Raw genomic sequence first — 8,551 nt, 5'->3', positions numbered from 1 at the left:
GCAAACGCTACGGCGGTTATTCGGCCAGCCCGGTTTATGCCCGGTTGCGTGAACAATACCCGCGAGGGCAGTTGCATGTGGGCGGCAGCGTGATTCATCCGGCCGTGGACCTGGCCGTGAAAATGGGCGCGCTGAGCATTACGCTGTTCGGCGCCGACTTCGCGTTCCCGATGAACAAGACCCATGCCGGCTGGAATGATGGCGATCTGGGGCCCGGCGTCGATCAGGCTCGATATTGGGTGCAGGACGGCAATGGCCAGCGGGTCAGCACGCAGTTGAATTTCCGTGGCTACCTGTGTGTTCTGGAGCGTTATATCGCTGCGCATCCCCAGGTGCAGTTCTTCAACAGCAGCCGGGCAGGCGCATTGATCGCCGGCACGCAGTTCAATCGGGAGTTCGTGCAATGACAGCGATTGAGCAATGCGTCGACGAATGCCGTCGATGCGCCGGGCTGTTCCGTTTGGGGCGTGATGTCGAAGCTGCGCTGGATATGGTCGATGTGTTCGACGACGCGCAACAATTGCTGATCGCTGCACCTGCGCAGTTTCAGCAGGACTGGGCCGCTGTACTCACGCACATGCTGGAGTGTCAGGAGCGGCAGGACTGGTTGGGACTTGCAGACTGGATGGAGTTCGAGTTGATCGAATTGTTGCAAAAAGCACGATCGTCAAAGTGACCGACCGCACTGGCCTGCGGCTTTGCGCGCGGGTCGGTTTTATGGCGTCATTTTTTCGCAGGTGGGAGGGCGCTAAGCCCTTGTTTTCTCTGGGGTGGCAGGTTGATGGCAAATTTTTTTAAAAAAGCCCTCAAGCAACCTGCCAACCCGACGATAACTATTACGAAGGTTCTCTAGGCCATTCCAGGCGGTTGCCAGGGCCGGAAGCCGCAGTACCCAACCAACGAGGAATTCGTCATGGCTTTAACAGTAAACACCAACACCACGTCGCTGAACGTTCAAAAGAACCTGAACCGCGCTTCCGACGCTCTGTCGACTTCGATGCAGCGCCTGTCTTCCGGCCTGAAAATCAACAGCGCTAAAGACGACGCTGCTGGCCTGCAAATCGCTACCCGTATGTCTTCGCAGATCCGTGGTAACACCCAGGCCATCCAGAACGCCAACGACGGTATCTCCGTTGCTCAGACCGCTGAAGGCGCTCTGCAAGCTTCGACCGACATCCTGCAGCGTATGCGTGAACTGGCTGTTAAAGCTCGTAACGGTACCAACGGCACTGCTGACCAGACCGCAACCAACGCTGAATTCGCTCAGATGTCTGACGAAATCACCCGTATCTCGGCTGCTACCAACCTGAACGGCAAAAACCTGCTGGACGGTTCGGCTGGTACTGTAACTCTGCAAGTTGGCGCCAACACTGGCTCCGCCAACCACATCGACCTGGTTCTGAGCGGCAAGTTCGACGCTGCAAGCCTGTCGGTAGGTAGCGGTACTGTCGTTCTGACCGGTGCTACTTCCGCAGCCGCCGCTTCGAACATCGACAACGCGATCACTGCAATCGACGCTGCAATTGCGAACATCAACGCCACCCGCGCTGCTCTGGGTGCTTCGCAAAACCGTCTGACCAGCACCATCTCCAACCTGCAGAACATCACCGAGAACACCACTGCTGCACAAGGTCGTGTACAAGATACCGACTTCGCCGCAGAGACTGCTAACCTGACCAAGCAGCAAACCCTGCAACAGGCTTCGACCTCTGTTCTGGCTCAAGCCAACCAACTGCCTTCCGCTGTACTGAAGCTGCTTCAGTAATCTCGGAATGAGTCGGGGCGGGAGGGTGCGCTGGTCGCGCTCTCTCGCTTTTTTACGTTAGGAGGTGATGAGCATGGACATGAGCGTAAAGCTTAACGTGTCTTATCCGGCTCCCAAGCCAGCGACGCCTGTTGTTGATAAGCCGTCGGAGACGCCAAAAGTTGCACCGGCCGACGCTCCGGTCGCTGACAGGAAAAGTCAGCAAACGGATGACGCCAAGTTGAAACTGGCGGTGCAGGAGATCGAGAAGTTCGTTCAATCGATCAAGCGCAATCTGGAATTTTCGATCGACGAGCATTCCGGCAAGGTCATCGTCAAGGTGATCGCAAGCGAGACGGGTGAAGTGGTACGCCAGATCCCCTCCGCAGAAGCACTCAAGCTCGCAGACAGCCTCGCCAACGCAAGTCACGTGTTGTTCGACGCCAAAGTCTGATAGCTGGCATGAATAGTGTTTGTCTTTCTTGATGACGCCTGGACGGGTCAAAAGTCTGGCAACAATCTGAAGGGAGATGCACATGGCAAGTCCAATTCTACCGGGTTCCGGACTGGGTTCCGGCCTGGACATCGGCGCGATCGTGACCGCGCTGGTCAACGCCGACAAGTCGCCGAAGCAGACGCAGATCGATTCCGCGACCAAAACCAATACCCTGAAGATTTCCGGTGTCGGCACGTTGAAGAGTGCGCTGACCGCGTACCAGACGGCGATGGCCAACCTGGGCAGCAAGACCAACCCGGCGTTTGCCGGCTTCACGGCGACTTCTAGCAATACGTCGATTCTGGGTGCTACCTCCGATAACACTGCGGTTTCGGGGACTTACAACGTTGTTGTCAATCAATTGGCCACTGGCTCGAAAGTCGCCAGTGCTTCTTTCGCCGGCGGTGCTGCCAGTGCCATTCCGAGTGGTACCCTGAAAATCAGTCAGAATGGCACTGATTACAATGTCACGATCCCGGCCAATGCGACCTTGCAGAGCACTCGGGACGCCATCAACACGGCTCAGGGCTCCAATGGCATTTCTGCCAACATTGTGACTGACAGCAGCGGCGCTTCGCGTCTGGTGATCAGTTCGAGCAAGACCGGTGCAGGTTCTGACCTCACCGTCAGCGGGATTGCCGGTCTGGAAATCGACGGCACTCAACCGATGGGGGCAACGCCTGCGCCAGGCGCTTCCGGCAACGTCAATGGCATTGCACAAGATGCCAAAGTGACTATTGACGGCCTCCAGGTTTCCAGCAAAAGCAACACGGTCAGCGGTGCAATCAGTGGCTTGACCCTGAACCTGACCGCTGTGAGCCCTGTGACCGGTAGCGTTGCGACGCCCACCGTTGTCAGCGTCGATACCAACACCAAGGGGCTGCAGACTTCGGTTCAGGCGTTTGTCGACGCCTACAACACCCTGAAGAACACCATCGATACCCTGTCCAAGGCGACGCCGGATGAAGACGGCAAGCTGACTGTGCAGGCGGCGTTTACCGGTGACTCTCTGCCGCGCTCGCTGATCGCCGACATCCGTAGCCAGTTGACTTCTGCCGGGCCGGGTGGTGCTTTGTCCTACCTGTCGCAGATCGGTGTGATGACCGACCGCCTCACCGGTAACCTGACGTTTGATACCGCTGCGTTCACCAAAACCATGGCTCAGCCCGGGATGGCTGGCCAGGTTCAGCAAATGTTCACCGGGACCGACGATACCAACGGTCTGCTGTCGCGCATGAGCAAGGCGGTAGACCCGTATCTGAAGGCATCTGCCGATGGTAAAACCACCAGTGGTTTGCTTGATCAGCGCCTGACCATTCTCAATAACAACACGCGCAATCTTACCTCCCAGCAGTTGGCGCTGGACCTGCGAGTTGCCAACCTGACCAAGACGTTGACTGCGAAATACAACGCCATGGACTTGCTGGTAGGGCAGATGAAGGCGACGGCCAGCAACATCACGTCGTTCTTCAGCTCGCTGAACGCTCAGCAGTCCGCGAAGTAACCTGCGAGAACGACAAAAACCCGGCTACGCTTCATCGGCGTGCGCCGGGTTTTTGTCTTTTGATCTAAAGTTCTGTGATTCGTTGGCGATACACTGGTTATACGAGTCATTGTGGCAATGAGGTAGAACATGAACCCAATGTTAGCCCTTCGGCAATATCAGAAAGTCGGCGCGCATGCCCAGACCTCCGAGGCGAGCCCCCACCGTCTGGTGCAAATGCTGATGGAAGGCGGGCTGGCCCGCATCGCTCAGGCCAAGGGAGCCATCGAGCGCAAGGATATTCCAGGCAAGTGCACAGCAATCAGCAAGGCCATTGGCATCGTCAGCGGTCTGCGCGAAGGTCTGGATCTGGAAAAGTGTGCCGAAGAACTGGCTGATCTGGACGGACTGTACATCTACATGATGAAGCGCCTCGCCGAGGCGAACATCAACAGCGATCCTCGCATTCTTGATGAGGTCGCCGGCTTGCTGAGCACGGTCAAAGAAGGTTGGGATGCCATTGCTCCCGAGCCTGCTCCGCAGTTTTAAAGGAGATCGTCATGAGTCTTGTATTGCAGCGAATCGCAGACACCCGTGAAGCGTTGGTCGGCGCGCTGGCCGAGCGCAATTGGGAAGCCATTGGCGAGCTGGATCTGGCTTGCCGTTCCTGCATGGAAGACGTCATGGTCGAGGCCTCCCTGGATGAGGAGGCCTTGCGCAGTAACCTTGAGGAGTTGCTCCATGTCTACAAGGAGCTTCTCGAAGCGGCCATGGGAGAGCGGCAGGCGATAGCCAACGAGATGTCGCAGATCACCCAAGCGCAAAAGGCGGCAAAGGTTTACCATCTGTTTGGTTAATTAACCCCCAGTTAATCCAGACATGTGCGCCATAAATTTGACTGTGCACGGTTTTTTGACTTAACTAGTGGCTGTTTTCAGATTTCAGGCGTCTACAGGCACAAGGTGTCCTGCAAGCGTCTCGCTTGCCCCATTTTTCGGGCATTGAGTTGACTAGGGAAGTTGCTATTGCATGTGGCGTGAAACCAAAATTCTGCTGATCGATGACGATAGCGTCCGCCGCCGCGACCTGGCGGTGATCTTGAATTTTCTCGGCGAAGAAAATTTACCCTGCGGCAGCCATGACTGGCAGCAGGCTGTCGGCTCTTTGTCATCAAGTCGTGAAGTCATCTGTGTACTGATCGGGACGGTCAATGCTCCGGGTGCACTTTTGGGCTTGTTAAAGACACTCTCGACATGGGATGAGTTCCTTCCGGTTTTGCTGATGGGCGATAATTCTTCCGTCGACCTGCCGGAAGACCAGCGCCGCCGGGTGCTTTCAACCCTGGAAATGCCACCCAGCTACAGCAAACTGCTCGACTCCCTGCACCGTGCCCAGGTCTATCGCGAGATGTACGATCAGGCCCGCGAGCGCGGCCGTCATCGCGAACCGAACCTGTTCCGCAGCCTCGTCGGCACCAGCCGCGCGATCCAGCACGTGCGCCAGATGATGCAGCAAGTGGCCGATACCGACGCCAGCGTGCTGATCCTCGGCGAGTCGGGCACCGGCAAGGAAGTGGTTGCGCGTAACCTGCATTACCACTCCAAGCGTCGCGACGCGCCATTCGTGCCAGTCAACTGCGGGGCGATTCCGGCAGAGCTGCTCGAAAGCGAACTGTTTGGCCACGAAAAGGGCGCCTTCACCGGCGCCATCACCAGCCGTGCCGGGCGTTTCGAACTGGCCAACGGCGGTACGCTGTTCCTCGATGAAATCGGCGACATGCCGTTGCCGATGCAGGTCAAACTGTTGCGCGTGCTGCAGGAGCGTACCTTCGAGCGCGTGGGTAGCAACAAGACCCAGAGCGTTGATGTACGCATCATTGCCGCGACTCACAAGAATCTCGAAAGCATGATCGAGATCGGCACCTTCCGCGAAGACCTCTACTATCGCCTGAACGTGTTCCCGATCGAGATGGCGCCGCTGCGTGAGCGCGTCGAAGACATCCCGCTGCTGATGAACGAGTTGATCTCGCGCATGGAGCACGAAAAGCGCGGCTCGATCCGTTTCAACTCGGCGGCGATCATGTCGCTGTGCCGTCACGGCTGGCCGGGCAACGTCCGCGAACTGGCGAACCTGGTGGAGCGCATGGCGATCATGCACCCGTACGGAGTGATCGGCGTGGTCGAGTTGCCGAAGAAATTTCGCTACGTCGACGACGAAGACGAGCAGATGGTCGACAGCCTGCGCAGCGATCTTGAAGAGCGTGTGGCGATCAACGGCCATACCCCGGACTTCACCGCCAACGCGATGCTGCCGCCGGAAGGCCTGGACCTCAAAGACTACCTCGGCGGTCTGGAGCAGGGTCTGATCCAGCAGGCGCTTGACGATGCCAATGGCATTGTGGCGCGTGCCGCCGAACGTCTGCGTATTCGTCGCACCACACTGGTGGAGAAGATGCGCAAGTACGGCATGAGCCGGCGCGAAGGTGATGAACAGGCGGATGATTGACGCCTGTTTTTCAACTCCCTCATTTATAAGCAGTTTTTTTTAGGCACGGGTATTGCTACATCCCTCGCAACGTTCCGTTTAACTGACGGTCAGCCAAGCGAGAGAACACGATGCCCCACGCCCAGATGTCTTCTGCCTCCAATGCCCCGGGGCTACCGTCGTCCGTAGAGCAGGCGAGCCGTCAGGGTCTTGAGCAGGCGTTCGCGCTGTTCAATCAGATGTCCAGCCAGTTGACCGACTCCTACAGCATGCTTGAAGCCCGGGTTACCGAGCTCAAGGGCGAGCTGGCGGTGGTCAGTGCCCAGCGCATGCAGGAGTTGGCCGAGAAGGAACGTCTGGCCAACCGTCTGCAAAACCTCCTCGACCTGTTGCCCGGTGGCGTCATCGTGATTGACGGCCACGGCATGGTTCGCGAAGCCAATCCGGCGGCGATCGACCTGTTGGGGCTGCCGCTGGAAGGCGAGTTGTGGCGCCACGTCATCGCCCGTTGCTTCGCCCCGCGTGAAGATGACGGTCATGAAATCTCCCTGAAAAACGGTCGGCGCCTGTCGATTGCCACTCGCTCGCTTGACGCTGAGCCGGGTCAATTGGTGCTGCTCAATGACCTGACAGAAACCCGTCACCTGCAAGATCAACTGGCGCGCCACGAACGTCTCTCCTCGCTGGGACGTATGGTCGCCTCGCTGGCCCATCAGATCCGCACGCCGCTGTCCGCTGCGCTGCTTTACGCCAGTCATTTGACTGAGCAGGAATTGCCGGTCGCCACCCAGCAGCGCTTTGCCGGGCGCCTCAAGGAGCGTCTGCATGAACTGGAACACCAGGTGCGCGACATGCTGGTGTTCGCCCGAGGCGAGCTGCCGCTGACCGATCGCATCACCCCCAATACCTTGATGCAGTCGCTGCAAGCGGCGGCGCTGACCCATGTGCAGGATTTGCCCATTCGCTGGCAGTGCGACAGCCACGCCGGCGAGTTGCTGTGCAACCGCGACACGCTGGTCGGGGCGATTCTGAACCTGATCGAAAACGCGATTCAGGCCAGTGACGGCAACGTGCGCCTGAAAGTGCACTGCTACAGCCGTGACAACAGCCTGCGTCTGTGTGTCAGCGATAGCGGCAGCGGTATTGAGCCGCAGGTACTCGAGCGTCTCGGTGAGCCGTTTTTTACCACCAAAGTGACCGGCACCGGGCTAGGCCTGACCGTGGTCAAGGCGGTGGCGCGGGCGCATCAGGGAGAATTGCAGCTGCGCTCGCGGGTCGGGCGCGGCACGTGCGCGCAGATAACCCTGCCGCTGTTTTCCGCTGTACACGGAGCTGAGTAAACGTCATGGGCATCAAGGTTCTGCTGGTCGAGGATGACCGCTCGTTGCGCGAAGCACTGGCCGATACGCTGTTGCTGGCGGGCCACGACTACCATGCAGTCGGCAGCGCCGAAGAGGCGTTGCAAGCGGTCGAGCGCGAAGCGTTCAGTCTGGTGGTCAGCGACGTCAACATGCCTGGCATGGATGGCCATCAACTGCTTGGGCTGTTGCGCGCCCGGCAGCCGCAATTGCCAGTGCTGCTGATGACTGCCCACGGCGCGGTCGAGCGTGCGGTGGATGCGATGCGTCAGGGCGCGGCCGACTATCTGGTCAAGCCCTTCGAGCCCAAAGCCCTGTTGGATCTGGTTGCTCGCCATGCCCTGGGCAGCGTCAGCAGCGCCGACAGTGAAGGCCCGGTGGCGGTTGAGCCGGCCAGTGCGCAGTTGCTGGAACTGGCCGCACGAGTGGCGCGCAGCGATTCCACGGTATTGATCTCCGGTGAGTCCGGCACCGGCAAGGAAGTGCTGGCGCGCTACATTCATCAGCAGTCCCACCGCGCCAGCCAGCCGTTCATCGCGATCAACTGCGCGGCAATTCCCGACAACATGCTCGAAGCTACGCTGTTCGGTCATGAGAAGGGGTCATTCACTGGCGCCATCGCGGCGCAGGCCGGCAAGTTCGAACAGGCAGACGGCGGCACTATTCTGCTCGACGAAATTTCCGAGATGCCTCTGGGCCTGCAAGCCAAGTTGCTGCGGGTGTTGCAGGAGCGTGAAGTGGAGCGCGTCGGCGCCCGCAAGCCGATCACGTTGGACATCCGCGTGGTCGCCACCACCAACCGGGATCTGGCCGGCGAAGTGGCGGCGGGGCGTTTTCGCGAAGACCTTTTCTACCGTCTGTCGGTTTTCCCCCTGGCATGGCGTCCACTTCGCGAGCGCACTGCCGATATCTTGCCGCTGGCCGAGCGGTTGCTGAACAAACACGTCAATAAAATGAAGCATGCGGCGGCGAAACTTTCGCCAGAA

Annotated in this window: 9 protein-coding genes and 1 pseudogene; all 10 read left to right on the top strand. The window is 58.9% G+C overall.

What is annotated here, in order from left to right:
* Nucleotides 1–407 (top strand): annotated as a pseudogene (locus DBR18_RS29850) (motility accessory factor Maf-2); the annotation flags it as partial.
* Nucleotides 404–676 carry a hypothetical protein gene (locus DBR18_RS24595; protein WP_108592261.1) on the top strand — a complete coding sequence of 91 codons (273 nt, stop codon included), beginning with the start codon at nt 404–406 and terminating at the stop codon, nt 674–676. The pseudogene DBR18_RS29850 and the gene DBR18_RS24595, both read left to right, overlap by 4 nt.
* A 237-nt stretch (nt 677–913) precedes the next feature.
* Nucleotides 914–1,765 carry a flagellin domain-containing protein gene (locus DBR18_RS24590; protein WP_011333041.1) on the top strand — a complete coding sequence of 284 codons (852 nt, stop codon included), beginning with the start codon at nt 914–916 and terminating at the stop codon, nt 1,763–1,765.
* 73 nt (nt 1,766–1,838) lie between these two features.
* Nucleotides 1,839–2,198 carry a flagellar protein FlaG gene (locus DBR18_RS24585; protein ID WP_108592260.1) on the top strand — a complete coding sequence of 120 codons (360 nt, stop codon included), beginning with the start codon at nt 1,839–1,841 and terminating at the stop codon, nt 2,196–2,198.
* An 82-nt stretch (nt 2,199–2,280) separates the two neighbouring features.
* Nucleotides 2,281–3,744 carry a flagellar filament capping protein FliD gene (gene fliD, locus DBR18_RS24580; protein ID WP_108592259.1) on the top strand — a complete coding sequence of 488 codons (1,464 nt, stop codon included), beginning with the start codon at nt 2,281–2,283 and terminating at the stop codon, nt 3,742–3,744.
* Between the two features lie 129 nt (nt 3,745–3,873).
* Nucleotides 3,874–4,272 carry a flagellar export chaperone FliS gene (gene fliS / locus DBR18_RS24575; protein WP_108592258.1) on the top strand — a complete coding sequence of 133 codons (399 nt, stop codon included), beginning with the start codon at nt 3,874–3,876 and terminating at the stop codon, nt 4,270–4,272.
* Nucleotides 4,273–4,283: 11 nt separating this feature from the next.
* Nucleotides 4,284–4,580, top strand: coding sequence for a flagellar protein FliT (locus DBR18_RS24570; protein WP_108592257.1), 297 nt, complete (start codon nt 4,284–4,286; stop codon nt 4,578–4,580).
* 172 nt (nt 4,581–4,752) lie between these two features.
* Entirely contained in the window at nt 4,753–6,228 is a 1,476-nt protein-coding gene (locus DBR18_RS24565; RefSeq protein ID WP_003222863.1) for a sigma-54 dependent transcriptional regulator, read from the top strand.
* 125 nt (nt 6,229–6,353) lie between these two features.
* Nucleotides 6,354–7,547: a PAS domain-containing sensor histidine kinase gene (locus tag DBR18_RS24560; protein WP_177482433.1), complete on the top strand. Its 1,194-nt coding sequence runs from the start codon at nt 6,354–6,356 to the stop codon at nt 7,545–7,547.
* A 5-nt stretch (nt 7,548–7,552) separates the two neighbouring features.
* Nucleotides 7,553–8,551 (top strand): sigma-54 dependent transcriptional regulator (locus DBR18_RS24555; protein ID WP_256588918.1); only part of this gene is annotated, 999 nt, incomplete at its 3' end.

This window comes from Pseudomonas sp. HMWF021, assembly GCF_003061005.1.
GTDB lineage: Bacteria > Pseudomonadota > Gammaproteobacteria > Pseudomonadales > Pseudomonadaceae > Aquipseudomonas.
The sequence above is the reverse complement of the archived record's forward strand: the minus strand, read 5'-3'. Positions and strand labels throughout refer to the sequence as shown.

Coding starts and splice junctions, on each gene's coding strand:
- DBR18_RS24595 (WP_108592261.1), top strand. CDS start 404: ATGACAGCGATTGAGCAATGCGTCGACGAATGCCGTCGATGCGCCGGG.
- DBR18_RS24590 (WP_011333041.1), top strand. CDS start 914: ATGGCTTTAACAGTAAACACCAACACCACGTCGCTGAACGTTCAAAAG.
- DBR18_RS24585 (WP_108592260.1), top strand. CDS start 1,839: ATGGACATGAGCGTAAAGCTTAACGTGTCTTATCCGGCTCCCAAGCCA.
- fliD (WP_108592259.1), top strand. CDS start 2,281: ATGGCAAGTCCAATTCTACCGGGTTCCGGACTGGGTTCCGGCCTGGAC.
- fliS (WP_108592258.1), top strand. CDS start 3,874: ATGAACCCAATGTTAGCCCTTCGGCAATATCAGAAAGTCGGCGCGCAT.
- DBR18_RS24570 (WP_108592257.1), top strand. CDS start 4,284: ATGAGTCTTGTATTGCAGCGAATCGCAGACACCCGTGAAGCGTTGGTC.
- DBR18_RS24565 (WP_003222863.1), top strand. CDS start 4,753: ATGTGGCGTGAAACCAAAATTCTGCTGATCGATGACGATAGCGTCCGC.
- DBR18_RS24560 (WP_177482433.1), top strand. CDS start 6,354: ATGTCTTCTGCCTCCAATGCCCCGGGGCTACCGTCGTCCGTAGAGCAG.